Source organism: Amorphoplanes friuliensis DSM 7358, from assembly GCF_000494755.1.
GTDB classification, from domain to species: Bacteria; Actinomycetota; Actinomycetes; order Mycobacteriales; family Micromonosporaceae; genus Actinoplanes; species Actinoplanes friuliensis.
In genome coordinates this window covers 6,657,080-6,680,423 of the sequence record NC_022657.1, presented here as the reverse complement: position 1 = coordinate 6,680,423, position 23,344 = coordinate 6,657,080, and the positions used below count along the sequence as shown (strand labels likewise).

Genomic DNA, 23,344 nt, shown 5'->3' with positions numbered 1-23,344 from the left:
ACCGGAAGGAAACACCGCTATGAAGCGGCTGCTCTGGCTGGGAGTCGGCCTGGCCGTCGGCGCGATCGTCGTGCGCAAGGTCACCCGCAAGGCCAACGAGTTCACTCCGTCCGGCATCGCCACGTCGCTGTCGGAATCCGCTGGCGGTCTCGTCGAGTCGCTGCGTAGCTTCGTGGAGGACGTCCGCGAGGGGATGGCCGAACGCGAGCAGGAGATCCACGAGGCCTTCGCCGCGGGTGAGCTGTACGACGACAAGTTCGCCGAGCTGCGTGAGGATGCGCAGGAGGGCACGCACGGGCGCCACGCCCAGGAGGGTCAGCGATGAAGACGGCGGAGATCAAGCGGCGCTTCCTGGCGCATTTCGAGGCCAACGGGCACACGGTCGTGCCGAGTGCCCCGCTGCCGGCCATCGACGACCCGAACCTGCTGTTCATCAACGCCGGCATGGTCCAGTTCGTGCCGTTCTTCCTGGGTCAGCGCACCCCGCCTTACAAGCGCGCGGTGAGCGTTCAGAAGTGCATCCGGACGCCGGACATCGACGAGGTCGGCAAGACCTCGCGGCACGGCACGTTCTTCCAGATGAACGGCAACTTCTCGTTCGGTGACTACTTCAAGGCCGAGGCGATCCGCCTCGCCTGGGAGCTGTCGACCAACCCGATCGAGCAGGGCGGTTTCGGGCTGGACCCGTCGCGGATCTGGCCGACGGTCTACCTCGACGACGACGAGGCGTTCGAGATGTGGCGCGCGATCGGTGTGCCCGCCGAGCGGATCGTGCGCCGGGGCAAGAAGGACAACTGGTGGCACATGGGCATCGCGGGCCCCGGTGGCACCTGTTCCGAGCTGTTCTACGACCGTGGCCCCGAGTACGGCAAAGAGGGCGGCCCGGAGGTCGACGAGGACCGGTACATGGAGTACTGGAACCTCGTTTTCATGCAGTACGAGATCACCGACGTGAAGAGCAAGGAAAACTTCACCATCGTCAGTGATCTCCCCAAGAAGAACATCGACACCGGCATGGGTCTCGAGCGTGTCGCCTCGATCCTGCAGGGCGTCGACAACCTGTACGAGATCGACGAGGTCAAGCCGATCCTGGCCCGGGCGGCGGAGCTGTCCGGCAAGGTCTACGGCGCGCACTCGGGCCACGAGGCCAGCGAGTCGCACCCCGACGACGTGCGGCTGCGGGTCATCGCGGACCACGTGCGCACGGCGCTGATGCTCATCGGTGACGGTGTGACGCCGTCGAACGAGGGCCGCGGTTACGTGCTGCGCCGCATCATGCGCCGGGCGATCCGGGCGATGCGCCTGCTCGGCTGGCAGGGCGCGACCTTCCCGGAGCTGCTGCCCGTCGCGCGCGACTGCATGGCCCCCTCGTACCCCGAGCTGGCCGAGGAGTTCGGCCGGATCTCCACGTACGCGTACGCCGAGGAGGAGGCGTTCCTGTCCACGCTGCGCGCGGGCACGACGATCCTCGACACGGCGATCACCGACACCAAGAAGTCGGGCGGCGCGAAGCTCAGCGGCGCGCAGGCGTTCCAGCTGCACGACACGTACGGCTTCCCGATCGACCTGACCCTGGAGATCGCGTCGGAGCAGGGCCTCGACGTCGACCAGGAGGGCTTCCGCCGGCTGATGGCCGACCAGCGGTCCCGCGCGAAGGCGGACGCCGCCGCGCGCAAGACGGGTCACGCGGACCTCTCGGCGTACAGGGAGTTGCTCGACAACGGCGGACCGGTGGAGTTCACCGGCTATGCGGAGGTCACCCGCGAGTCGCGCGTCCGCGGGCTGCTCGGCGAGGGTGGCACGTCGCTCGAGGCCGCGGGTGAGGGTGACTACGTCGAGCTGGTGCTCGACACGACCCCGTTCTACGCCGAGGGCGGTGGCCAGCAGGCCGACACCGGTCTGATCAACGTCGGTGGTGGCCAGGTCGAGGTCGTCGACGTGCAGCAGCCGCTGCCGGGCCTGATCGTGCACAAGGCGCGGGTCGTCCGCGGTGAGGTGCGCGCGGGTGAGTCGGGCTTCGCCGAGATCGACGTGACGCGCCGCCGGGCGATCTCGCGGTCGCACACGGCGACGCACCTGATCCACCAGACGATGCGGGCGTTCCTCGGCGAGTCGGCGACCCAGGCGGGTTCGCTGAACGCCCCGGGCCGGCTGCGTTTCGACTTCAACACCCCGGGCGCGGTCTCCCCGGCCGTGCTGCACGACGTCGAGCAGCAGGTCAACGAGGTGCTGCTGCGTGACCTCGAGGTCCATGCGTTCATCACCACCCAGGAGGAGGCGCGCCGGCTCGGCGCGATGGCTCTCTTCGGGGAGAAGTACGGCGATGAGGTCCGAGTGGTTGAAGTCGGCGACTACGCACGTGAACTTTGCGGTGGCACGCACGTGGCCCGCTCCGGTCAGCTCGGCCTGGTGAAGATCCTCAACGAGTCGTCGATCGGCTCCGGTGTCCGCCGGGTCGAGGCGCTGGTCGGCATCGACGCGTTCGGCTTCCTGGCCAAGGAGCACCTGCTCGTCTCGCGGCTCGCGGAGCTGTTCCGGGTGCCCGGTGACCAGGTCGCGGACCGCGTCGAGCAGACCGTCACGGCCCTGCGCGACGCCGAGAAGGAGCTCGAGAAGATGCGGGCCCAGCTGGTCCTCGGTGGCGCGGGTGCGCTGGCGGGGGAGGCTCGCGATCTGCGTGGCGTCGCGTACGTCGGCACCGAGGCTCCCGAGGGCGCCGCGACCAACGATGTGCGTACGCTGGCGCAGGAGATCCGGGGCAAGATCGACAATGCTCGTCCGGCGGTGGTCGCGGTCGCGGCCAAGGCAAACGGCAAGGCGTCACTGATCGTAGCGATCAACGCGGCGGCCAAGAGTCGTGGTCTGTCGGCGGCCGACCTGGTCAAGGGCGCTCTTTCCGGGCGTGGCGGCGGTAACGCCGACCTTGCACAGGGTGGTGGTGTGCCCGCTGACCAGGTGACTGTGCTGCTGGCGGCGGTGGAGAAGGCGGTCGGCGAGGCTGCCTGAGAAGGGAGCCGGACCGATGAACGCGATGCCGCGGGGTAGGCGGCTGGCCGTGGATGTGGGTAAGGTCCGCGTCGGGGTCGCACTCAGTGACCCTGACGGGATCTTGGCCACCCCCCTGGTCACGCTTGCCCGTGACATGGAGGCGGCGGCCGATGCCGTCCCCCGCGACATAGCTGAGCTCGTCCGTCTCGTCGGGGAACACGAGGCGGTGCAGATCGTGGTGGGCCTCCCCGTGCGTCTCAACGGGGCCGAGGGGGCTGCCGCCATCGACATTCGTGCGTACGCTGGGCGACTGGAACGTGCGGTCGGGCATGTTCCGATCGTTCTGGCGGACGAGAGGATGTCGACCGTGGTCGCGACCCGTAGGCTGGCCGAACGTGGCGTGCGAGGGAAGCGTCAGCGGGCGGTCGTCGATCAGGCGGCCGCGGTGGAGATCCTGCAGAGCTGGCTGGACGCGCAGCGGAGGCAGACGAGATGATCGACGAGCTGGACCTGGCGTTCGACGAGCAGGCCGAGAAGGGCAGACCTCGCCATCGGCGGGGGTCCCGCGGCGGGAAGGGCAAGGGCGGCAAGTCCGCCGTCGCCTTCCTCATGGTGTTCATCCTGCTCGGTGTGCTCGGCGTCGGCGGATACCTCGGCTACGAGAAGATCAAGGGCTTCTTCACGGCGGCCGACTACGACGGCTCCGGCACCGACGAGGTGCTGGTGACGATCGCCAAGAACGCCACGCTGACCGAGATCGGCAACACCCTGGTCGACTCCGACGTCGTGAAGAGCACGGCGGCGTTCACCGAGGCCGCCGACAAGAACCCCAAGGGCAAGAACATCCAGTCCGGTTCGTACAAGCTGCGCAAGCAGATGTCGGCCGAGTCCGCGGTGACGTTGCTGCTCGACCCCAAGTCCCGGGTCGTCACCGGTGTGACCATTCCGCCGGGCAAGACCGCCCGCCAGGCCTACGAGATCCTGACCAAGGCCACCGGTGTGCCCCTCAAGGACTTCCAGGAGGCGGCCAAGGATCCGGGCGAGCTGGGTGTGCCGGATTTCTGGTACAACCGCCGCGACGGCAAGAAGGCGGCCACCGGCAGCATCGAGGGTTTCCTGTTCCCGGACACCTACGAGTTCCCGCCGAAGTCGACCGCCGCCGAGATCCTCACGATCATGGTGCAGAAGTTCATCAGCGTGACGACCGAGCTCAAGTTCGTCGACAAGGTCCAGAACACCCTGTCCGTCTCGCCGTACGAGGCGCTGATCGTGGCATCGCTGAGTCAGGCCGAGTCCGGCACCACGGGCGACCTCCCCAAGATCGCCCGGGTGGCCTACAACCGCGCCTACAAAGAGAAGATGCCGCTGCAGTTCGACGTGACCACGAACTACTGGCTGGATCTGCAGGAGAAGGACGGCAAGCACTCCGGCAAGATGACCACCAAGGAGCTCGAGGACCCGAAGAACCCGTACACGACGGAGCTGCGGGTCGGCCTGCCGCTGGGCCCGATCAACAGCCCCGGTGAGGCGGCTCTGAAGGCCGCCGAGGCCCCGACCGCGGGCCCGTGGCTGTTCTTCGTGGCGGTCGACAAGGACGGCAACTCCGCGTTCGCGACGACCAACGACGAGCACAACGCCAACATCCAGAAGGCCTGCAGGAACGGCATCCCCCTCTGTTGAGAAAAGCAGCGGTCTGCGGCAAGCCGATCGGCCACTCGCTCTCCCCGGTGATCCACACCGCGGGGTTCGCGGCGGCCGGTCTGCTGAGCTGGACCTACACGGCGATCGAGTGCGCCGAGGCCGAGCTCCCCGATCTGGTCGCCGGTCTCGGCCCGGAGTGGGCCGGTCTCTCGCTGACCATGCCGCTCAAGGAGGCCGGCCTGGCGCTGGCCTCGGCCGCGTCGCCGGTCGCGCTCGCGACCGGCGCGGCCAACACTCTGGTACGCCGTGACGACGGCTGGTTCGCCGACAACACGGACGTGCCGGGCATGGTCCGGGTGCTGCGCGACGCCGGTCTGCCGCAGCAGCCGACGGTGACCGTCCTCGGTGGCGGCGGCACGGCCCGGGCAGCGCTCGCCGCGGCAGCCGCCTTCGGTGCCACCGAGGTGACCGTGGTGACCCGCCGTCCGGAGGCCCGCGACGAGCTCGCCCCGGCCGCGTCGGCCCTCGGCGTGACGGTGCTCGGCCGGGAGTGGTCCGGCGCGCCGGCCGCGTTCGACGCCGACGCCATCATCTCGACCGTCCCCAAGGGCGCCGCGGACTCTCTGGCCACGGCGGTCCACTGGCGTCCCGGCGCCGTGCTCTTCGACGCGATCTACGACCCGTGGCCGACACCGCTGGCGGCCTCGGCCTACACCCATGGTGTCCGCGTGGTGTCCGGTCTGGATCTGCTCCTGGCCCAGGCGCTCGGCCAGTTCGAGCACTTCACCGGGGTCCCCGCCCCGGAGGAAGCGATGCGGGCGGCCCTGACCGCAGCAGCCAGCGTCCGCTGACCGCGCCCGCGCGGAGGACAAGCCCGCGCCCGCGGGGAGGACAAGCTCGCGCCCGCGCGGAGGACAAGCGTCCGCTAACCGCGCCGGGCGAGCACGAGCACCGAGAGCAGTGCCACCAGCGCGAAGGACAGAATGGCCAGGGCCATCGGCAGGCCGAGCCCGGGGTCGCCGAAACCGACCAGCGGGGCCGCCAGCGCCGCGACCACCGACTGCAGACCGCCGAGCAGCGCGGCCGCGGTCCCGGCCCGTTCGGGGTGGCGGTCCAGGGCCAGCGCGGTCGAGTTCGGCATCACCATGCCGATCGCGCCGACCAGCAGGAACAGCCCGGCGATCAGCACCGGCAGGCTGCCGGCGACGGCGGCGACCAGCACGGTCACCCCGGCGATCGCCTGCGTGGACAGGCTGGTCAGCAGCAGGCGCCGCGGTGGGAACCTGTCCAGCAGTTTGCCGTTCGCCTGGCTCAGCACCACCAGACCGCACGCGTTGAGCCCGAAGATCACGCCGAACGTCGTGGGGGACAGGCCGTACCCGTCCTGCAGCACGAAGGACGAGCCGGAGATGTAACCGAACAGGGCGGCGAACGCGAAGGCCTGGGCCAGGGCGTACCCGAGGAAGATCCGGTCCTGGAACAGCCCGCGGGCGGCCCGGGCGGTGGCGCGGAGGCCGCCGGTGCTGCGTCTCTGCGGTGGCAGCGTCTCGGGCAGGCGCACCGCGATCAGCAGGGTGACCAGCAGCGCGATGAGGCCGAGGGCCACGAAGATGCCGGGCCAGGACGTCACGGTCAGCACGGCGCCACCGAGGCTCGGCGCGGCGATCGGTGCTACGCCCACGATCAGGGTCAGCCGGGAGAAGTACTTGGCGGCGGCCCTGCCGGAGTGCAGGTCGCGCACGATCGCGCGGGCGACGACGATGCCGGCACCACCGGCAAAACCCTGCAGCAGGCGCAGACCGGCCAGGGCGGGTGCGTTCGGGGCGAGCGCGCAGAGCAGCGAGAACACCGCGTAACCACCGACGCCGATGATCACCAGCCGGCGCCGTCCCCAGCGGTCGCTCAGCGGTCCGCAGACCAGCTGGCCGAGGGCGAGGCCGATCAGGCACGTGGTCAGCGACAGCTGGATCTGGGCGGCGGGCACGTCGAAGTCGCCGGCGATGGCCGGGAGCGCGGGCAGGTACATGTCGAGTGACAGGGGCCCGATCGCGGTGATCAGCCCAAGCATGACCATGAGCAGCGGCCCGCGCGGCGCGGGATCCGTGTCCGTTGCCGGGGCGGTGGGCTGCGTGGACACGCTCGGACGATACATCTGACCGATCCGATCGGCCCGCCGGCGGGACCGCCGCCGGTCCGGAAGGCGGGACGACTGCCACCGGGCCGCACCCCGCGACGGTCGCGTGCCAGACTGTGACACGTGTTGCGCTGGCTAACCGCAGGTGAATCCCACGGCCCCGCGCTCGTCGCGCTCCTCGAAGGGGTGCCCGCCGGTGTGCGGGTGACGAGCGAGGACATCGGCCGCGACCTCGCGCGCCGCCGTCTCGGTTACGGCCGGGGCGCGCGGATGGCGTTCGAGCAGGACGAGATCGAGATCATCGGCGGCGTACGCCACGGTGTGACCCTCGGGAGCCCGGTCGCGATCCGCGTCGGCAACTCCGAGTGGCCGAAGTGGCGCACGGTCATGGCCGCCGATCCGGTCGACCCGGAGGAGCTCGCGGCGCAGGCCCGCAACGCCCCGCTGACCCGTCCCCGGCCGGGCCACGCGGACCTCGCCGGCATGCAGAAGTACGGCCACACCGACGCCCGGCCGATCCTCGAGCGCGCCAGCGCCCGGGAGACCGCGGCCCGTGTGGCCGTAGGTGTGGTCGCCAAGGCGCTGGTCAAGCAGGCCCTCGGCATCGACATCGTCTCCCACGTCATCGAGCTCGGCTCGGTCGTGGCCAAGCCCGGTCTGATCCCGACGCCGGACGACGCCGCCCGGATCGACGCCGACCCGCTGCGCTGCCTCGACCCCGAGGCCAGCGCGCGCATGGTCGCCGAGGTCGACGCGGCCAAGAAGGACGCCGACACCCTCGGCGGCATCGTCGAGGTGCTGGCCTGGGCCGTGCCCCCGGGTCTGGGCTCGCACGTGCAGTGGGACCGGAAGCTGGACGCCCGCCTGGCCACCGCGCTGATGTCCATCCAGTCCGTCAAGGGTGTGGAGATCGGCGACGGGTTCACCCAGGCGCGGTCGCGCGGCTCGGTCGCCCACGACGAGATCATCCCGACCGCCGACGGTGTCCGGCGGATCACCGACCGGGCCGGTGGCCTGGAGGGTGGCATCACCAACGGCGAGAACCTCCGGGTCCGCGCCGCGCTGAAGCCGATCTCCTCGCTCAACCGCGCCCTGCAGACCGTCGACGTGGTCACCGGCGAGGCGACCACGGCGATCAACCAGCGCTCGGACGTCTGCGCGGTGCCGGCCGGCGCTGTCGTGGCCGAGGCCATGGTGGCGCTGGTGCTGGCCGAGGCGGCCACCGAGAAGTTCGGCGGTGACTCGGTCACCGAGATCAGCCGCAACCTGGCGGGGTACCTCGACAGTCTGCTGATCCGCTGATGGCTCCGGTCGCTGTTGTGGTGGGCCCGCCGGGGGCGGGCAAGACGACCATCGGGACGACGGTCGCCGGCCTGCTCGGTGTCGAGTTCGCCGACACCGACCACCTGATCGAGGCCAAGGCCGGCAAGCCGATCCCGGAGATCTTCTTCGACGACGGCGAGGACACCTTCCGCGCCCTGGAACGCGCCACGATCAGCGAGGCGCTCGGCTCCTTCGCCGGTGTCCTGGCGCTCGGTGGCGGGGCGATCCTGCACGAGGGCACCCGCGACCTGCTGCGCGAGCACACGGTCGTTTTCCTGTCCGTCGGGTTGTCCGACGCGGTCAAGCGTGTCGGACTCGGCGCGGGCCGCCCGCTGCTGACCATCAACCCGCGGGCGACCCTGAAATATCTGATGGACGAGCGCCGCCCGCTCTACGCGTCGGTGGCCACCCACACCATCGCCACCGACGCGCGGACGCCGGACGACATCGCGGCCGAGCTAGTGACGCTGCTCAAGCAGGGCAGCTAGCGCGACCGGCTCGCTCAGCATCGGCCAGTGCCCGGTGGCCAGCGGCACGATCTCGGCGTCGCCCAGCCCGGCGAAGAACGGGTGCCCGGCGGCCATCATCTCCCTGATCTGTTCGATCGGGAACGTGCACGCCACCAGCGTCGTCGGCAGATCGGCCGAGGTGGCGCGCGCACCGAGCGGCTGGACGACCGAGGCCGCCGGATGGGGTGTGCTCCGCTCGCGCAGCAGAGTCAGCGCGGCGTCGTCCAGCCCGGCGAGCAGCACCGGGTCCTTGTCCGCGTCCCACTCGCGGGCCGGCACGGTGTCGCCCGCGGGCGGGTCACCCGGGTCCATCGACGCCTGGGTCGTCCCTTCCGGCAGCGGGCCACTGTCCACGTAGATCACCCGTGAGACCCGGTCCTTCAGGCGCAGCGCCGCCGCGCTGACCGGCATGCCGCCGTAGCTGTGGCCGACCAGGACCACGTCGTGCAAGTCCTCGGTCTCGACGAGCCGCACGATGTCCTCGGTGTGCAGGTCCAGATCGGTGTCGGGCCCCAGCAGGTGCGCACGGTCGGCGACGCCGGTCAGCGTCAGCGGGAACACGTCGTGCCCGGCAGTGCGCAGCGCCGCGGTGACCTCGCGCCACGCCCAAGCGCCGATCCACAGGCCAGGAACCAGTACGTATGTCGTCATGGCGTCGACGCTAAACCGGATACCGGACCATTCCCGCCCGGTATGTAGAGCAGAATCTGCGGCATGCCGCATCCCGCCTCGCGCGTCCTCGCCATGTTGGAGCTGCTCCAGACCCACCGCCGCATCACCGGGGGAGACCTCGCCGCGCGGCTCGCGGTCGACGAGCGGACCGTCCGCCGGTACGCGGGGACCCTCGCCGAGCTGGGCATCCCGGTCACCGCCGAACGCGGCCGGTACGGCGGATACCGGCTGCTGCCCGGCTTCAAACTACCGCCGCTGATGCTCACCGACGACGAGGCGGTGGCGGTGGTTCTCGGCCTGGTCGCCGCCGACCGCATCGGCCTGGCCGCCGACTCACCCGCCGGTGCCAGCGCCGAGGCGAAGATCACGCGGGTGTTGCCGGTGGCTCTGGCCGAGCGGCTGGCGGCCCTGCGGGCCAGTCTGGGACTGACCATTCGCGGTCCGGCGCCCCGCGACGAGGAGACGCCGGATCTCACCGAACTGCTGCTCGTCCTCGGTTCGGCGACCCGTGGCGCCGAACGCCTCGAGCTCACCTACCGCTCCGGGAAGACGCCCGGTGCGGCACCCGGCCGGCGACGGGTGGATCCCTACGGGCTGGTGTTCCACAGTGGGCGCTGGTATCTCGTCGCCCACGACCACCGCACCGACGAGATCCGCTCGTTCCGCCTCGACCGGATGGTCTCCGTCCGGCTCACCGGCGACAGCTTCGAGGCGCCCCCGAACTTCGACGCCGTCGCCCACGTGACCCGCCAGTGGGCCGGACTGCCGTGGAAGTGGGAGGTCGAGGTGCTGATCGAGGCCGACGTCGCGCAGGTGCGGCGGCGCATCCCGGCGAACATCGCCGACGTGACCGAGGCGCCCGAGGGTGTGCGGCTGAGCTGCCGGGCCCAGAGTCTGCCCGGCATGGCCCAGATGCTCGCCGGACTCGGGTGGCCGTTCACCGTCGTGCGACCGGACGAGCTGCGGGTCGCCCTTGCGGAGCACGCCGCGAACCTGACCGGATATGCCTCACGCTGAGGGCGTACCGGAAATTTGCTCGAGCCTTTCGATGCGCTGGACGAGCGGCGCGAGCTCCGCGCGGACCGCAGTGAGCAGGGCCGGCTCAGGGGTGGTCGTGGAGGCACGCAGATGGGCATAACCGGCCAGGGCGACGCCGACGGCCCGCCGGGTGGCCCGGGGGTCCGCACCCAGATCGCGCAGGGTCCGGCCGGCCTGACCGTCGGGTTCGGCGGTCAGCGCGATCAGCAGGTGCTCGCAGCCGACGTAGTTGTTGCCGAGGCCGGTCGCCTCGGCGACGGTCAGTTCGATGGCGTTGGCCGCTGCCGTGCTGAAGCGCAGACCTTCGCCACCGCCGGGCTCGGCCGCGTCCGGAGCCGTGATCGTCGCGGGATCGATCTCCATCGCGCCGAGGATCTGCAGGGCCAGGTTGCCGCCCTCCGCGAGCATCCCGTGCAGCAGGTCGCCGGTGGTGACGTTCGGGGCGCCGGCGGCCCGGGCCCGGTCAGCGGCGAGCGAGATCGCGGTGACGGCCCTCGCGGTGAACTGCGGAAGCTGGGCCGCGAGTCCGGCGCTGTCGAGTTCACCGAGGACGGTCTGCCGGACGGCGGTGATCCGGCGGACGGCCTGCTCCAATGCACGCTGGCAGATGGCGGAGACGGGGATGCCGGAGTCGCGGACGGCTTCGGCGAGGTCGTCGGGCAGGTACACGTTGATTTTTGGCATGCGCCAGTTCTAACCCCACATGGGGTTACGTGTCTATAACCCCACCCTCGGCCAACTAGGATCGGCGCTGATGGACGACGTGACGCGAATCCCTGTGCCCGGCGAACGCCCCTACGACGTGCTGGTCGGGCGCGGGCTGATCACCGCCCTGCCGGAGCTGGTCAGCGGGGCCGTGCGCGCCGCCGTGCTCTACGCCCCGCCGCTCAAGGAGCGCGCGACCGCCGTGGCCGACGCCCTGTCGGCGGCCGGCATCAGGCCCCTGCCGATCGAGGTCCCCGACGCCGAGGCCGGCAAGTCCATCGACGTGGCCACGCGCTGCTGGGACGAGCTCGGCGCGGCCGGCTTCACCCGCACCGACGTCGTCCTCGGTGTGGGCGGGGGAGCGGTCACCGACCTGGCCGGATTCGTCGCTGCGAGCTGGCTGCGCGGCGTGCGCTGGGTGCCGGTCTCCACCTCGCTGCTCGGCATGGTCGACGCGGCCGTCGGTGGCAAGACCGGCGTCAACACCGCCGCGGGGAAGAACCTCGTCGGTGCGTTCCATCCTCCGGCCGGGGTGCTCTGCGATCTCGACGTACTCGACACCCTGCCCGCCGACGACCTGATCGCCGGTCTGGCCGAGATCGTCAAGTGCGGTTTCATCGCCGACCCGGTGATCCTCGACCTGATCGAGGGTGACCCCGCCGCGGCGGCCGATCCGCGCAGTGCGGTCCTGCGTGAGCTGGTCGAGCGCGCGATCCGGGTCAAGGCCCACGTGGTCGGCGCCGACCTGCGCGAGTCCGGCCTGCGCGAGATCCTCAACTACGGCCACACCCTGGCGCACGCGATCGAGAAGCGCGAGCAGTACAGCTGGAAACACGGTCACGCCGTCGCGGTGGGCACGATCTTCGCGGGTGAGCTGTCGCGGCTGTCGGGCCGCCTCTCCCCGGCGGTCGCGGCCCGGCACAAATCGGTCCTGTCGCTGGTCGGGCTGCCGACGTCCTACCCGCGCGCGGCCTGGCCCGACCTGCTCGCCGCGATGCGTGTCGACAAGAAGACCCGCGCCGACACCCTGCGGTTCGTGGTGCTCGACGACCTCGCGCAGCCAGGCATCCTCGCCGGCCCGTCCGAGGAAACCCTGATCGAAGCCTACGAAGCGGTGGCCGAGTGAAGACCTACGTCCTGAACGGCCCCAACCTCGGCCGGCTCGGCACCCGCCAGGTCGACGTCTACGGCCTCACCAGCTACGCCGATCTGGTGGCTCTGTGCGAGGCCGAAGGCAAGTCGCTCGGCCTGGACGTCGAGGTCAAACAGACCGACGCCGAGCACGAGATGCTGGGCTGGCTCCACGCCGCCGCCGACGAGCAGGCCCCGGTCGTGCTCAACCCCGGCGCGTGGTCCCACTACTCCTACGCCGTCCGCGACGCCTGTGCGCTGCTGCGCGCACCGCTCGTCGAGGTGCACATCAGCAACATCCACGCCCGCGAGGAGTTCCGCCACCACTCGGTCGTCTCCGCGGTGGCGACGGGTGTCATCGCAGGTCTCGGCGTCGACGGATACCGCCTCGCGCTGCGGCACATCGCAGGACGTGCTTGACCCGATTCGCCTGTTCGCGACTCACGCCGGTAAACTCGCTCGGTCACCTTCACGCTCTTGAGACCAAGGCAGGACATGGCTTCCACCAACGACCTGAAGAACGGCCTCGTGCTCAACCTCGAAGGCGCCCTCTGGGCGGTCGTCGAGTTCCAGCACGTCAAGCCGGGCAAGGGCGGGGCGTTCGTGCGCACCACGCTCAAGAACGTCCTCTCCGGCAAGGTCGTGGACAAGACGTTCAACGCCGGCACCAGGGTCGAGACCGCGACCGTGGACAAGCGGACCATGCAGTACCTCTACCAGGACGGTGAGGACTTCGTCTTCATGGACCTGGACACCTTCGAGCAGATCACCGTTCCCGGCCCCACCGTGGGCGAGAACGCCAACTACCTGCTCCCCGAGGCCGAGGCCACGGTGGCGACCCACGAGACGGTCCCGCTCTACATCGAGCTCCCGACCAGCGTTTTCCTCGAGGTCACCTACACCGAGCCGGGCCTGCAGGGCGACCGCTCCACCGGCGGCACCAAGCCGGCCACGGTCGAGACGGGCGCGACGGTCAACGTCCCCCTCTTCATCACCACCGGCGAAAAGATCAAGGTCGACACCCGCGACGGCCGTTACCTCGGCCGTAGCTGATGGCAGAAGGCCCCAAAACCCAGATGCCGGCGCGCCGCAAGGCGCGCAAACGGGCGCTGGACGTCCTCTACGAGGCTGACCTCCGCGACCTGCCCCCGGCGCAGGTCCTGGTCACCTACCTGGACCGCATCGAAAAGCCCCGCCCCGACCACCTGGACTACACGATCAACCTGATCGAGGGCGTGGCCAAGCACCTGGACCGCATCGACGAGCTGATCGCCAGCTACGCCGAGGGCTGGACCATCGACCGCATGCCGGTCGTGGACCGCAACCTGGCCCGCATCGCCGTCTACGAGCTGCTCTACGTGGGCGAGATCGACGACCCGGTCGCGATCTCCGAAGCCGTCGAGCTGGCGAAGCAGATGTCCACCGACGACAGCCCGAGATTCCTGAACGGCATCCTGGGCCGCATCGCCGAGTTCGCCACCCGCTAGTTGCTGCCGAACGGCCCGGACCGCGGTCCGGGCCGTTTCTGTGTCCGTCCCCTCGGTCAAGATCAAGGGCTTGCTGTCGTGCCTGGGTGCATGGCGCCGACCGTCGCTCCCGCCGATTGCCGGCTGCGTGCGTGGTCGCCCTCCACCGAAGATCAAAAGCCGCACGATCTTGTGGGATTTGGTGCGGAGAGTGACCGAATTCCACAGCTGCGCCGGATGGCCGGGGACGGCCTTTGCAGCGATCTTGCCGGAGCGAAGTGGTGACGCTGCGAATCGGATCTTGAATTCGCTGCGTGATCGGCCGCCGTTGATCGTTACTGCCGGTCAAGCCGGACGGTGATGGTGCACCCGGCCAGGTCATGCCCTGAATGGCGGTGACCGTTACGCATCGCGAGAAAGTGGTGCGGTGTTGATTCGGGCAATCGGGCCTTTGTGCGTGTCAATGTGATGACCGCCGGCTCTTGTGCTGCCCGTGGATATGACAAAGGGGGCCCGAGGGCCCCCTTTGCCGTGCGATTCCGATCAGGACGCGAAGAACGCCCGCGGGTCGGCGACGAGCACACCCTGCTCGGTCAGGCGCTCGATGAGGCCGGACGGCGAGATGTCGTACACGATGGCGAGGGCGCGCAGATCGTCCGCGCGGATGGACAGCACGCGTCCGTTGTAGTCGCCACGCTGCTGCTGTATGGCCCGGGCGTAGCGCGCGACGTAGGCCAGGTCCTCACCGGCGGCGTCGTACAGCTTTTCCAGGTCCAGCACGATCTTGTTGGTGGCCTCGAGGCGGACACCGCTGCCGTCGGGCAGCAGTTCCGAGACGGGGACGCGGTAGAAGTCGGCCAGTTCGGCGAGGCGCGAAACGGTGACGGCGCGATCGCCACGCTCGTACGAGCCCACCACGACGGCCTTCCACCGGCCGTTCGACTTCTCTTCCACACCCTGCAGGGAAAGGCCCTGCTGCTGGCGGATGGAGCGCAGGCGGGCGCCCAACGACTTGGCGTACTCAGACGGCATTCGGACACTCCCAGTACTGTGCTGGCCCGGAGGGTTCTTCCTCAGGATCGCTACGCTGCGTGACGGTACGGAGTTTGCAACCTCCGGTCAAGTGTCGGTTACCTATGAGTCGCCGAGCCCGGGGGAGAGTTGCCCGCATTCGTCCGTCTGGTCCGCGGGTCGGCCACGTCACCATGGTCATCCCCGCGCTCACTGGTAACGTAGCGTCAGCCATCAGGAAGTCCTTGTCAGGACCCCTGACCGACGTCCTTTAACGACCCGTCCCGTGAGGCGGGGAAGGAGGTCCGCCGTGGCATATCCACGCGCAGACACCGCTGCCCACCGCGGCACCGAAAAGATCATTCTTTCCGGGTCCGACCTGCACAGGGTCGTCGACCGGATCGCGCACCAGATTCTCGAGAAGACCTCCGGCGGCGCCGGCACCGTCCTTCTCGGCATCCCCACCCGCGGCGTCCCGCTGGCCCGCCGGCTGGCCGCCCGGATCCACGCGTTCGAGGGCATCGACATCCCGGTGGGCGCGCTGGACATCACGCTCTACCGCGACGACCTGCGGCTGCACGCCACCCGGGCGCTCGGCAAGACCGAGATTCCGGGCGGTGGCATCGACGGGCGCCGGGTCATCCTGGTCGACGACGTGCTTTTCTCCGGCCGTACCGTCCGGGCGGCGCTCGACGCACTCGGCGATGTGGGCCGGCCGAGCTCCGTGCAGCTGGCCGTGCTGGTCGACCGCGGCCACCGCGAACTGCCGATCCGCGCCGACTACGTCGGCAAGAACATCCCCACCGCGCTGACCGAGAGCGTCCGCGTCTCGCTGGCCGAGACCGACGACGGCGTGGACGAGGTCAGGCTCTCCGGATCCGAGGTTTCCCGATGATCAAGCATCTGCGCTCGGCCGCCGATCTGGACGCCGACACCGCCACCCTGATCCTCGACACCGCCGGCGAGATGGCGGCGCTGGCGGGCCGCGAGGTCAAGAAGCTCCCGACGCTGCGCGGCCGCACGGTGGTCAACCTGTTCTACGAGGACTCCACGCGTACCCGGATCTCGTTCGAGGCCGCGGCCAAGCGGCTCTCGGCGGACGTCATCAACTTCTCCGCGAAGGGCTCCAGCGTCTCGAAGGGTGAGAGCCTCAAGGACACCGCCCTGACACTGCAGGCGATGGGCGCGGACGCGGTGGTCATCCGGCACCCGGCCAGCGGCGCACCGCACCGGCTCGCGTCGTGGGTGGACGGTTCGGTGATCAACGCCGGTGACGGCACGCACGAGCACCCGACGCAGGCGCTGCTGGACGCGTACACGATGCGCTCGAGGCTGGGGAAGCTCGACGGCCTGAACGTCGCGATCGTGGGTGACGTGCTGCACAGCCGGGTCGCGCGGTCCAACGTTCTGCTGCTCACGACGCTGGGGGCCAAGATCACCCTGGTGGGCCCGCCGACGCTGATTCCCGTGGACATCGCCGCGGCGCTGTCGCCGGAGACCAAAGTGTCGTACGACCTCGATAGCGTCCTGCCCGGCTCGGACGTCGTGATGATGCTGCGGGTGCAGACCGAGCGGATGCAGGACTCCTACTTCCCCTCGGCCCGCGAATACTCCCGCCGTTACGGACTCGATGTGCCGCGCATGAGGAAGCTGCCGGAGCACGCGATCGTCATGCACCCCGGACCGATGAACCGGGGCATGGAGATCGCGCCCGAGGTGGCCGACTCGTCCCGCTCCACGATCGTCGAACAGGTCGCCAACGGCGTCAGCGCCCGCATGGCGGTTCTCTACCTGCTGCTCGGAGGCAAGGCATGACCTCGTACCTGATCAAAGGTGTTTCGCTGCTCGGCGCGGCACCGGCCGACCTGCTGATCAAGGACGGAGTGATCGCCACCGGTTCCGCAGAGGGTGCCGAGGTGATCGACGCGACCGGTCTGGTGGCGCTGCCCGGGCTGGTCGACCTGCACACCCACCTGCGCGAGCCCGGCCGCGAGGACGCCGAGACCGTGGAGACGGGCTCGCGGGCCGCGGCCCTCGGCGGTTACACGGCAGTCTTCGCGATGGCCAACACCTCGCCCGTCGCCGACACCGCCGGTGTGGTCGAGCAGGTCTGGCGTCTCGGCCGCGAGGCCGGTCTGGTCGACGTGCAGCCGATCGGCGCCGTCACGGTCGGTCTGGCCGGCAAGCAGCTCGCCGAGCTCGGCGCGATGGCGACCTCGGCCGCCAACGTCCGGATCTTCTCCGACGACGGCCACTGCGTCGCCGACCCGCGGCTGATGCGCCGCGCGCTGGAGTACGTCAAGGCGTTCGACGGGATCATCGCCCAGCACGCCGAGGAGCCGCGGCTCACCGAGGGCGCGCAGATGCACGAGGGTGAGGTCTCCACCCGGCTCGGCCTGACCGGCTGGCCCGCGGTCGCCGAGGAGGCGATCATCGCCCGCGACGTGCTGCTCGCCGAGCACGTCGGCAGCCGCCTGCACGTCTGCCACGTCTCGACCGCCGGATCGGTCGAGGTGCTGCGCCAGGCCAAGGCCCGGGGCGTCCGCGTCACCGCCGAGGTCACCCCGCACCACCTGCTGCTGACCGACGAGCTCGCGGCCAGCTACGACCCGGTCTACAAGGTCAACCCCCCGCTGCGGACGCAGAAGGACATCCTCGCGCTGCGCCAGGCGCTGGTCGACGGTGTGATCGACATCGTCGCCACCGACCACGCCCCGCACGCGGTCGAGGACAAGGAATGCGAGTGGGCCTACGCCCGCCCGGGCATGGTGGGTCTCGAGACGGCACTGCCGGTCGTGCTCTCGGTCCTGGGTGAGGAGTGGGACCTGATCGCCGAGCGGATGTCCCGCGCCCCGGCCCGCATCGCCGGGCTGACCGGGCACGGCACCGATCTCACGGCCGGGCAACCGGCCAACCTCACGCTGGTGGACCCGTCCGCCCGCCGGGTCGTCGACCCGGCCGAGCTGGCGAGCCGCAGCCGCAACACTCCGTACGCGGGCACCACCCTGCCGGGTCGCATCGTCGCGACCTTCCTCCGGGGAGAGCCGACAGTCCTGGACGGGAAGGCCGTCAAGTGAAACCAGCCATTCTTGTGCTCGAAGATGGGCGCACGTTCCACGGAAACTCCTACGGCGCCGAGGGGGAAACCTTCGGCGAGGCCGTGTTCACCACCGGCATGACGGGTTATCAGGAGACGCTGACCGACCCGTCGTACCACCGGCAGGTCGTCGTGCAGACGGCGCCGCAGATCGGCAACACCGGGGTCAACGCCGAGGACGACGAGTCCGACCGCATCTGGGTCGCCGGCTACGTCGTGCGTGACCCGGCCCGCCGCCCGTCGAACTGGCGGTCGACCGGCGATCTGGGTGAGCGGCTCGAGGCCGAGGGTGTCGTGGGCATCAGCGGCGTCGACACCCGCGCTCTGACCCGCCACCTGCGCTCGCTCGGCGCGATGCGGGTCGGCATCTCGACCGTCGATCTCGACCCCGCGTCCCTGCTGGCCCGGGTGAAGGCGCAGCCCGAGATGACCGGCGCCGACCTGTCCGCCGAGGTCACCACCGCCTCGCGCTACACCGTCGAGGCGGTCGGCGAGCACCGGTACACGGTTGCCGCCCTGGATCTCGGCATCAAGCGCAACGTCTCCCGGCGCCTGGCCGAGCGCGGTGTGACCACACACATCTTCCCGGCCTCGTCCACGATCGACGATCTGCTCGCGGTCAGCCCCGACGCGGTCTTCCTGTCACCGGGCCCGGGTGACCCGGCGACCGCCGACGTCCCGGTGGCGCTGGCCCGCGAGGTCCTGAGCCGCCGCACGCCGCTGTTCGGCATCTGCTTCGGCAGTCAGATCCTCGGCCGCGCGCTCGGCTTCGGCACCTACAAGCTCGGGTACGGCCACCGCGGCATCAACCAGCCGGTGTTCGACAAGACCACGGGCAAGGTCGAGGTGACCTCGCACAACCACGGGTTCGCCGTCGACGCGCCGCTCAACACCGTCATCGACACCGATTTCGGCGGGGTCGAGGTCTCCCACGTCTGCCTCAACGACAACGTGGTCGAAGGGCTGCGGGCCCTCGAGGTGCCCGCGTTCACCGTCCAGTACCACCCCGAGGCAGCAGCAGGACCGCACGACGCGGACTACCTGTTCGACCGCTTCGTGGAGCTCGTCGAGAAGGTCGAGGCCCGCTGATGCCGAAGCGCACTGATCTCCAGCACGTGATGGTGATCGGCTCCGGCCCGATCGTCATCGGTCAGGCCTGCGAGTTCGACTACTCCGGCACGCAGGCGTGCCGGGTGCTGCGCGCCGAAGGGCTGCGCGTCTCGCTGGTCAACTCCAACCCCGCGACGATCATGACCGACCCGGAGTTCGCCGACGCCACGTACGTCGAGCCGATCACCCCGGAGTTCGTCGAGCTGGTCATCGCCAAGGAACGCCCCGACGCGATCCTGCCGACCCTCGGTGGCCAGACCGCGCTGAACACCGCGATCGCCCTGCACGAGAACGGCGTCCTGGCCAAGTACGGCGTCGAGCTGATCGGCGCCAACGTCGACGCCATCCGCAAGGGTGAGGACCGCCAGCTCTTCAAGGACATCGTGGCCCTGGCCGGTGGCGAGACGCCGCGCTCGCGGGTCTGCCACTCGATGGACGAGGTGCACGAGGCGATCGGCGAGCTCGGCCTGCCGGTGGTCATCCGGCCGTCGTTCACCATGGGCGGCCTCGGTTCCGGCATGGCGCACAACAACGAGGACCTCGACCGCCTCGCCGGTGGTGGCCTCGCCGCCTCCCCGGTGCACGAGGTGCTCATCGAGGAGAGCGTGCTCGGCTGGAAGGAGTACGAGCTCGAGCTGATGCGCGACAAGCACGACAACGTCGTGGTCGTCTGCTCGATCGAGAACGTCGACCCGATGGGCGTGCACACCGGCGACAGCGTCACCGTCGCCCCGGCGATGACCCTGACCGACCGCGAGTACCAGAAGCTGCGTGACCTCGGCATCGCCGTGCTGCGTGAGGTCGGCGTGGACACCGGCGGCTGCAACATCCAGTTCGCGATCAACCCGGCCGACGGCCGCCTGGTCGTCATCGAGATGAACCCGCGGGTGTCGCGGTCGAGCGCGCTGGCGTCGAAGGCGACCGGCTTCCCGATCGCCAAGATCGCCGCGAAGCTGGCCATCGGCTACACCCTCGACGAGATCCCGAACGACATCACGCTCAAGACGCCGGCCGCGTTCGAGCCCGCGCTGGACTACGTGGTCGTGAAGATCCCGCGGTTCGCGTTCGAGAAGTTCCCCGGCGCCGACCCCGAGCTGACCACCACGATGAAGTCGGTCGGCGAGGCGATGAGCCTGGGCCGCAACTTCGCCGAGGCGCTCAACAAGGCGATGCGCTCGATGGAGACCAAGGCCGCGGGCTTCTGGACCTCTCCCACCTTCTCCACCGCGGAGGAGGCGCTCGAGGCGATGCGGACCCCGCACGACGGGCGGCTCTACACCGTCGAGGCCGCGCTGCGTCTGGGTGCGAGCGTCGAGCAGGTGCACGAGGCCAGCGGCGGCATCGACCCGTGGTTCCTCGACGAGATCGCGGCCCTGGTCGAGCTGCGGCAGCAGATCCTCGACGCCCCGGTGCTCGACGAGCCGCTGCTGCGCCTGGCCAAGCGGTCCGGTCTCTCCGACCGTCAGCTGGCGGCGCTGCGTCCCGAGCTCGCGGGTGAGGACGGTGTGCGCACGCTGCGGCACCGGCTCGGCGTGCGACCGGTCTACAAGACGGTCGACACCTGTGCCGCCGAGTTCGAGGCCGACACCCCGTACCACTACTCCACGTACGACGAGGAGACCGAGGTCGCGCTCTCGGACCGGCCCAAGGTGCTGATCCTGGGCTCGGGTCCGAACCGCATCGGCCAGGGCATCGAGTTCGACTACTCGTGTGTGCACGCCGTCATGGCGCTGCGCGAGGTCGACTTCGAGACCGTCATGGTCAACTGCAACCCGGAGACGGTCTCCACCGACTACGACACCGCGGACCGGCTCTACTTCGAGCCGCTGACGTTCGAGGACGTCATGGAGGTCTTCCACTCCGAGGACTCCTCCGGCAAGGCCGCGGGCGGGCCCGGTGTGGTCGGCGTGATCGTCCAGCTCGGCGGGCAGACTCCGCTGGGCCTGGCCAAGCGCCTCAAGGCCGCCGGTGTGCCGATCGTCGGCACCTCACCCGAGTCGATCGACCTGGCCGAGGACCGCGGCGCGTTCGGTCAGGTGCTGCACAAGGCCGGGCTGCGCTCGCCGGAGCACGGCACCGCGACCAGCTTCGAGGACGCCAAGGCGATCGCCGACGAGATCGGTTACCCGGTCCTGGTCCGGCCGTCCTACGTGCTCGGCGGCCGCGGCATGGAGATCGTGTACGACGAGCCGACGCTCGCCGACTACATCGCCCGCGCGACCGAGATCTCACCGGACCACCCGGTGCTGGTCGACCGCTTCCTCGACGACGCGATCGAGATCGACGTCGACGCGCTCTGCGACGCCACCGGCGAGGTCTACCTCGGCGGCGTGATGGAGCACATCGAGGAGGCCGGCATCCACTCCGGCGACTCGTCCTGCTCGCTCCCGCCGGTCACCCTGGCCGGTTCGCACCTCGCCGAGGTACGCCGCTACACCGAGGCGATCGCCCGCGGTGTCGGCGTCCGCGGCCTGCTCAACGTCCAGTACGCCCTCAAGGACGACACGCTCTACGTGCTCGAGGCCAACCCGCGGGCCTCGCGGACGGTCCCGTTCGTCTCCAAGGCGACGGCGGTGCCGCTGGCCAAGGCGGCGGCCCGCATCATGCTCGGTGCCACGATCAAGGAGCTGCGCGAGGAAGGCATCCTCTTCCGCAACCGTGACGGCGGCGAAACACCGGCGAACGCCCCGATCGCGATCAAGGAGGCGGTGCTGCCGTTCAAGCGGTTCCGCACCCCGGCCGGCAAGGGCGTCGACAGCCTGCTCGGCCCCGAGATGAAGTCGACGGGCGAGGTCATGGGCATCGACCCCGGCTTCGGACCGGCGTTCGCGAAGTCGCAGGCGGCCGCGTACGGCTCGCTGCCGACCAGCGGCAAGATCTTCGTGTCGGTGGCCAACCGCGACAAGCGCTCGATGATCTTCCCGATCAAGCGGCTCGCGGACCTCGGTTTCACGATCGTCACCACCGCCGGCACGGGTGAGGTCCTGCGCCGGCACGGCATCGCGTGCGACATCGTCCCCAAGCACTTCGAGAGCCCCGGCCAGAACGCCGTGGCGCTCATCCAGGCCGGCGAGATCGCCCTGATCATCAACACCCCGCAGGGCTCCGGCGCGAGCGCCCGCTCCGACGGCTACGAGATCCGCAGTGCCGCTGTCACCCACGACATCCCGAGCATCACCACGGTCCCGGGCGCGGCTGCCGCGGTCATGGGCATCGAGGCGTTGATGCGCGGCGACATGACGGTCCGCCCGCTGCAGGAGCTGCACGCCATGCTGCGGGAGGGCGAGTGAGCGTCTTCACCAGCGCCGTCCGGCCGGTCCTCTTCCGGCTGGGCGGCGGCGACGCGGAGAAGGCGCACGAGTTCACCCTCGACCGGCTGTCGTCGCTGGGCGCCCGTTCGCGCGCACTGCTGCAGAGCCGCTATGCCGTCAAGGCGCCGGTCGAGGTCTTCGGGGTGAAGTTCCCGAACCCGGTGGGCCTCGCGGCCGGCATGGACAAGAACGGTGTGGCCCTGCCGGCCTGGCCCGCGCTCGGCTTCGGCTTCGTCGAGGTCGGCACGGTCACCGCCAAACCCCAGCCCGGCAACGACAAGCCCCGCCTCTTCCGCCTGCGCGACAGCGAAGCCGTGATCAACCGCATGGGCTTCAACAACGCCGGCGCGGCGGCGCTGGCGTCACGGCTGGAGGCCCTGGGCCCGCTGAACGTCCCGCTCGGGATCTCGCTCGGCAAGTCCAAGGTCACCCCGCTGGAGGAGGCGGTGGAGGACTACCTGACCTCCTACAACCTCCTCCACCCGTACGCCGACTACATCGCCGTCAACGTGTCCTCTCCCAACACGCCCGGCCTGCGGACCCTGCAGGACAAATCAGCGCTGGGCGCGCTGCTCACGGCGCTGGCGGGCAAAACGCCGGTGTTGGTGAAGATCGCCCCGGACCTGACCGACGAAGCCATCTCCGAACTGCTCGAGGTGTGCCTCGCCCACGGCGCGGCGGGCATCATCGCGACCAACACCACGCTGTCACGCGACGGCCTGGCCGCGGCGGACCAGCCGCGGGCGGGAGAGGCAGGTGGGCTCTCCGGCAGACCGCTGACCGAGCGGTCCCGCAAGGTCGTCCACTTCGTCCACGAGGAAACCGGCGGCCGCCTCCCGATCATCGGCGTCGGCGGCATCCTCGAAGCGGACGACGCGGCCCGGATGTTCGACGCCGGTGCTTCGCTGGTCCAGCTCTACACGGGGTTCATCTATCGGGGGCCGGCGCTGGTCAAGGCCGCCGCCAGGGCCCGCACGACCGCCGGGGAGAAGGCCCACCCATGACCCCCGGCCCGGCCACCACCGAGCCCGGCCCGCCGGCCGTGCCTGGTCCGGTGGCCGAGCCGGGCCAGGTGTTCATGCCCGGCCTGCCGGCCGTGCCTGGTCCGGTGGCCGAGCCGGGCCAGGTGTTCATGCCCGGCCTGCCGGCCGCGCCCGGTCCGGTGGCCGAGCCAGGCCAGGTGCCCACACCTGGTCCGGTGGCCGTGC

22 protein-coding genes are annotated in these 23,344 nt (G+C 70.2%); 18 read left to right on the top strand and 4 right to left on the bottom strand.

Annotated features, from left to right (window positions below):
- The first annotated feature begins 19 nt into the window (after positions 1-19).
- The 5 genes from AFR_RS30865 to AFR_RS30845 are packed head-to-tail and all read left to right on the top strand — an operon-like array spanning position 20 to position 5,480.
- A complete protein-coding gene (locus AFR_RS30865; RefSeq protein ID WP_023560738.1) occupies positions 20-325 on the top strand; it encodes a hypothetical protein in 306 nt (101 codons plus the stop codon).
- Positions 322-3,006 (top strand): alanine--tRNA ligase, encoded by a 2,685-nt coding sequence (gene alaS / locus AFR_RS30860; RefSeq protein ID WP_023560737.1) that lies wholly within the window; start codon positions 322-324, stop codon positions 3,004-3,006. The genes AFR_RS30865 and alaS overlap by 4 nt, the downstream gene beginning before the upstream one ends.
- Before the next feature lie 16 nt (positions 3,007-3,022).
- Positions 3,023-3,484 (top strand): Holliday junction resolvase RuvX, encoded by a 462-nt coding sequence (gene ruvX / locus AFR_RS30855; protein ID WP_023560736.1) that lies wholly within the window; start codon positions 3,023-3,025, stop codon positions 3,482-3,484.
- The gene (mltG, locus tag AFR_RS30850; RefSeq protein ID WP_023560735.1) at positions 3,481-4,668 is read left to right on the top strand and encodes an endolytic transglycosylase MltG; all 1,188 of its coding nucleotides are present in this window, start codon (positions 3,481-3,483) and stop codon (positions 4,666-4,668) included. Before ruvX ends, mltG begins: the two co-directional genes overlap by 4 nt.
- Positions 4,665-5,480 carry a shikimate dehydrogenase gene (locus AFR_RS30845; protein WP_023560734.1) on the top strand — a complete coding sequence of 272 codons (816 nt, stop codon included), beginning with the start codon at positions 4,665-4,667 and terminating at the stop codon, positions 5,478-5,480. The genes mltG and AFR_RS30845 overlap by 4 nt, the downstream gene beginning before the upstream one ends.
- Before the next feature lie 74 nt (positions 5,481-5,554).
- Here AFR_RS30845 and AFR_RS30840 read toward each other — a convergent pair whose 3' ends face one another.
- Entirely contained in the window at positions 5,555-6,781 is a 1,227-nt protein-coding gene (locus tag AFR_RS30840; RefSeq protein ID WP_041841267.1) for a multidrug effflux MFS transporter, read from the bottom strand.
- A 105-nt stretch (positions 6,782-6,886) separates the two neighbouring features.
- Here AFR_RS30840 and aroC point away from each other — a divergent pair, with 105 nt between their 5' ends.
- A complete protein-coding gene (gene aroC, locus AFR_RS30835; RefSeq protein ID WP_023560732.1) occupies positions 6,887-8,065 on the top strand; it encodes a chorismate synthase in 1,179 nt (392 codons plus the stop codon).
- Positions 8,065-8,574 carry a shikimate kinase gene (locus AFR_RS30830; protein ID WP_023560731.1) on the top strand — a complete coding sequence of 170 codons (510 nt, stop codon included), beginning with the start codon at positions 8,065-8,067 and terminating at the stop codon, positions 8,572-8,574. Before aroC ends, AFR_RS30830 begins: the two co-directional genes overlap by 1 nt.
- Here the strand turns inward: AFR_RS30830 and AFR_RS30825 are convergent.
- Positions 8,545-9,246, bottom strand: a complete 702-nt coding sequence (locus AFR_RS30825) for an alpha/beta fold hydrolase (RefSeq protein WP_023560730.1) — start codon at positions 9,244-9,246, stop codon at positions 8,545-8,547. The genes AFR_RS30830 and AFR_RS30825 overlap by 30 nt on opposite strands.
- Positions 9,247-9,309: 63 nt before the next feature.
- On the opposite strand from AFR_RS30825, the gene AFR_RS30820 reads away from it, so the two are divergent.
- Positions 9,310-10,284, top strand: coding sequence for a helix-turn-helix transcriptional regulator (locus AFR_RS30820; protein ID WP_023560729.1), 975 nt, complete (start codon positions 9,310-9,312; stop codon positions 10,282-10,284).
- Here AFR_RS30820 and AFR_RS30815 read toward each other — a convergent pair.
- A complete protein-coding gene (locus AFR_RS30815) occupies positions 10,276-10,989 on the bottom strand; it encodes a Clp protease N-terminal domain-containing protein (RefSeq protein ID WP_041841266.1) in 714 nt (237 codons plus the stop codon). The genes AFR_RS30820 and AFR_RS30815 overlap by 9 nt on opposite strands.
- Before the next feature lie 70 nt (positions 10,990-11,059).
- Here AFR_RS30815 and aroB point away from each other — a divergent pair, with 70 nt between their 5' ends.
- The 4 genes from aroB (at position 11,060) to nusB (ending at position 13,628) form a co-directional block, all read left to right on the top strand.
- Positions 11,060-12,136 carry a 3-dehydroquinate synthase gene (aroB, locus tag AFR_RS30810; RefSeq protein WP_023560727.1) on the top strand — a complete coding sequence of 359 codons (1,077 nt, stop codon included), beginning with the start codon at positions 11,060-11,062 and terminating at the stop codon, positions 12,134-12,136.
- Positions 12,133-12,561: a type II 3-dehydroquinate dehydratase gene (gene aroQ / locus AFR_RS30805; RefSeq protein WP_023560726.1), complete on the top strand. Its 429-nt coding sequence runs from the start codon at positions 12,133-12,135 to the stop codon at positions 12,559-12,561. Before aroB ends, aroQ begins: the two co-directional genes overlap by 4 nt.
- A 75-nt stretch (positions 12,562-12,636) precedes the next feature.
- A complete protein-coding gene (gene efp / locus AFR_RS30800) occupies positions 12,637-13,194 on the top strand; it encodes an elongation factor P (RefSeq protein ID WP_023560725.1) in 558 nt (185 codons plus the stop codon).
- A 23-nt stretch (positions 13,195-13,217) separates the two neighbouring features.
- Positions 13,218-13,628 (top strand): transcription antitermination factor NusB, encoded by a 411-nt coding sequence (gene nusB, locus AFR_RS30795; RefSeq protein WP_023560724.1) that lies wholly within the window; start codon positions 13,218-13,220, stop codon positions 13,626-13,628.
- 522 nt (positions 13,629-14,150) lie between these two features.
- Here nusB and bldD read toward each other — a convergent pair.
- Positions 14,151-14,639: a transcriptional regulator BldD gene (bldD, locus tag AFR_RS30790; RefSeq protein WP_015624001.1), complete on the bottom strand. Its 489-nt coding sequence runs from the start codon at positions 14,637-14,639 to the stop codon at positions 14,151-14,153.
- A gap of 289 nt (positions 14,640-14,928) precedes the next feature.
- On the opposite strand from bldD, the gene pyrR reads away from it, so the two are divergent.
- The 6 genes from pyrR to AFR_RS30760 are packed head-to-tail and all read left to right on the top strand — an operon-like array spanning position 14,929 to position 23,140.
- A complete protein-coding gene (gene pyrR, locus AFR_RS30785; RefSeq protein WP_023560723.1) occupies positions 14,929-15,513 on the top strand; it encodes a bifunctional pyr operon transcriptional regulator/uracil phosphoribosyltransferase PyrR in 585 nt (194 codons plus the stop codon).
- The gene (locus tag AFR_RS30780) at positions 15,510-16,433 is read left to right on the top strand and encodes an aspartate carbamoyltransferase catalytic subunit (protein ID WP_023560722.1); all 924 of its coding nucleotides are present in this window, start codon (positions 15,510-15,512) and stop codon (positions 16,431-16,433) included. The genes pyrR and AFR_RS30780 overlap by 4 nt, the downstream gene beginning before the upstream one ends.
- Positions 16,430-17,695: a dihydroorotase gene (locus tag AFR_RS30775; RefSeq protein WP_023560721.1), complete on the top strand. Its 1,266-nt coding sequence runs from the start codon at positions 16,430-16,432 to the stop codon at positions 17,693-17,695. The genes AFR_RS30780 and AFR_RS30775 overlap by 4 nt, the downstream gene beginning before the upstream one ends.
- Positions 17,692-18,804: a glutamine-hydrolyzing carbamoyl-phosphate synthase small subunit gene (carA, locus tag AFR_RS30770; protein WP_041841264.1), complete on the top strand. Its 1,113-nt coding sequence runs from the start codon at positions 17,692-17,694 to the stop codon at positions 18,802-18,804. Before AFR_RS30775 ends, carA begins: the two co-directional genes overlap by 4 nt.
- On the top strand, positions 18,804-22,115 hold the full coding sequence (gene carB / locus AFR_RS30765) for a carbamoyl-phosphate synthase large subunit (protein ID WP_023560719.1): 3,312 nt from the start codon (positions 18,804-18,806) through the stop codon (positions 22,113-22,115). The genes carA and carB overlap by 1 nt, the downstream gene beginning before the upstream one ends.
- Positions 22,112-23,140, top strand: a complete 1,029-nt coding sequence (locus AFR_RS30760) for a quinone-dependent dihydroorotate dehydrogenase (RefSeq protein ID WP_023560718.1) — start codon at positions 22,112-22,114, stop codon at positions 23,138-23,140. Before carB ends, AFR_RS30760 begins: the two co-directional genes overlap by 4 nt.
- The last annotated feature ends 204 nt before the right edge of the window (positions 23,141-23,344 follow it).

Bases quoted from the DNA above. Each gene is read 5' to 3' on its own strand.
- nusB (WP_023560724.1), top strand. From the start codon at position 13,218: ATGCCGGCGCGCCGCAAGGCGCGCAAACGGGCGCTGGACGTCCTCTAC.
- AFR_RS30825 (WP_023560730.1), bottom strand. From the start codon at position 9,246: ATGACGACATACGTACTGGTTCCTGGCCTGTGGATCGGCGCTTGGGCG.
- aroB (WP_023560727.1), top strand. From the start codon at position 11,060: ATGGACGACGTGACGCGAATCCCTGTGCCCGGCGAACGCCCCTACGAC.
- AFR_RS30815 (WP_041841266.1), bottom strand. From the start codon at position 10,989: ATGCCAAAAATCAACGTGTACCTGCCCGACGACCTCGCCGAAGCCGTC.
- AFR_RS30865 (WP_023560738.1), top strand. From the start codon at position 20: ATGAAGCGGCTGCTCTGGCTGGGAGTCGGCCTGGCCGTCGGCGCGATC.
- AFR_RS30820 (WP_023560729.1), top strand. From the start codon at position 9,310: ATGCCGCATCCCGCCTCGCGCGTCCTCGCCATGTTGGAGCTGCTCCAG.
- AFR_RS30830 (WP_023560731.1), top strand. From the start codon at position 8,065: ATGGCTCCGGTCGCTGTTGTGGTGGGCCCGCCGGGGGCGGGCAAGACG.
- efp (WP_023560725.1), top strand. From the start codon at position 12,637: ATGGCTTCCACCAACGACCTGAAGAACGGCCTCGTGCTCAACCTCGAA.
- carB (WP_023560719.1), top strand. From the start codon at position 18,804: ATGCCGAAGCGCACTGATCTCCAGCACGTGATGGTGATCGGCTCCGGC.
- AFR_RS30780 (WP_023560722.1), top strand. From the start codon at position 15,510: ATGATCAAGCATCTGCGCTCGGCCGCCGATCTGGACGCCGACACCGCC.
- AFR_RS30840 (WP_041841267.1), bottom strand. From the start codon at position 6,781: ATGTATCGTCCGAGCGTGTCCACGCAGCCCACCGCCCCGGCAACGGAC.
- mltG (WP_023560735.1), top strand. From the start codon at position 3,481: ATGATCGACGAGCTGGACCTGGCGTTCGACGAGCAGGCCGAGAAGGGC.
- bldD (WP_015624001.1), bottom strand. From the start codon at position 14,639: ATGCCGTCTGAGTACGCCAAGTCGTTGGGCGCCCGCCTGCGCTCCATC.
- alaS (WP_023560737.1), top strand. From the start codon at position 322: ATGAAGACGGCGGAGATCAAGCGGCGCTTCCTGGCGCATTTCGAGGCC.
- AFR_RS30775 (WP_023560721.1), top strand. From the start codon at position 16,430: ATGACCTCGTACCTGATCAAAGGTGTTTCGCTGCTCGGCGCGGCACCG.
- ruvX (WP_023560736.1), top strand. From the start codon at position 3,023: ATGAACGCGATGCCGCGGGGTAGGCGGCTGGCCGTGGATGTGGGTAAG.